Raw genomic sequence first — 1,452 nt, forward strand, 5'->3', positions numbered from 1 at the left:
CTCGTCGTTATACACAAGTCCCGGTGAGCGCGTCACGGGCCTCAAAAGCGATGACAAAGTCCCGCAACCGCTGCAGCCCGGTCCACATTGCCTTGGGGCCCGGTGGCCCATCGTGCTTGCGCCCCAAATAGCCGCCCAGGCTGGCTATCAGCATCACGACCTCACCCAGCGAGGGGGGAGTCTGTGGCGGCATGCAACGCTTGGCCACCATGTAGGCGGCCCGCCACTCCCGAGCCTCGAACACCAGCTCGCAGCTCAGATCTGGACAGCTTCGCCCCAACATCAGGCTGTACAGCACACGCCATGTCACGACCAGGTAAAGCCCGATGCAGGGCAGTAGTCGCTCTTCGGTCTCCAGCTGCAGTCGATTGATCTGGCAACCATTCTTCAGAACGTGGAAGTAAACCTCGATACACCAGCGCACGGCATACCATTCGACGACTGTAACGGCTTGGGCCAGGCCTTCCACCGGCAGGCTTGTCAGCAGCAACCACTCCAACGGCTCGACGCCCTCCGGCGGGTGCTCCTCGCAAGCCAGGACGGCATTGATCATGACCTCAGGCAAGCGATGCCCGACGCGGGACGGTGGTTGCAGCGTGAGACTGGCAGAGCGCAGAGTGACCTGCGCCAGGCGGGCGGGACGTTTCGGGCGCGCCCGTACCTCAACCTCGACTTGCCCCAGGCTTGGCGTCGCCGCCACAGAGGCCCACAGCTTGTCGGCAGCACCGCCCAGCACGCGGCGATCCTGTGCTGCGCGCACAATCCATTGCGCCCGTGTCGTCGCAGCGACGTCTTCATACTCGACGAACCACTCGTACAGATCACCTTCGGCGTCGGCGAGATTGACGACCTGGCTTTGCGGGAGCTGCCCTTGTAGCGCACAACTGCTCTGGTAGCTGTCGATCCAGCGTCGACTTTCCTTCTCGTCCACTCCTTTTCCGCGCCGCTCCTTGCGTGGGCTTGGCTCATCACGCTGCCACCACTCGGCCGCCACCACGCCCAGACAAACCCGCTCCGGTGTGAATGCCACGGTCGGATGGAGTCGGCGGGGATGCTTCTGTCTCTCCTTGATGGTGCCCACTCCCTTGGGGCCCAGATTCACCCACTTGTCGAGCTCGGTCGTGTCCTGGGCTAACAGCACCACGGGGCAGCACTCCATGCGCTGCAAGGTGGCATCCCGATGGGGGGCCAAAACTGTTTCGAAAGTGGCCTTCTCGTTATCGAAGAAACGGTAGGCCGCCATCGTCTCCGCCCAGCTCCGGCAAGCGGTAGGAATGCTGTTGCGTGGATCTGCACCCAACTGCTCCAGCAGCTTGGCAGCACGCGCATTCAATCGCTCATCGCCCAGGTTTGCCGTGCGCATCTCTTCCTCAGCCCAGCTCGCGGATGACATCCCTGTACTCCCTCGGAAAACCTAAGATGGTGACTGAACTTGTGTATAACGACGAGCGC

The 1,452-nt window shown here is 62.5% G+C and carries 1 protein-coding gene; it reads right to left on the reverse strand.

The features are described from left to right. Positions 1-7: 7 nt before the first annotated feature. Positions 8-1,393 (reverse strand): IS4 family transposase, encoded by a 1,386-nt coding sequence (locus RA210_RS18670; protein ID WP_201487620.1) that lies wholly within the window; start codon positions 1,391-1,393, stop codon positions 8-10. Positions 1,394-1,452 lie beyond the last annotated feature (59 nt).

It is taken from the genome of Pseudomonas sp. OF001, from assembly GCF_904426495.1.
Classification (GTDB): Bacteria; Pseudomonadota; Gammaproteobacteria; order Pseudomonadales; family Pseudomonadaceae; genus Geopseudomonas.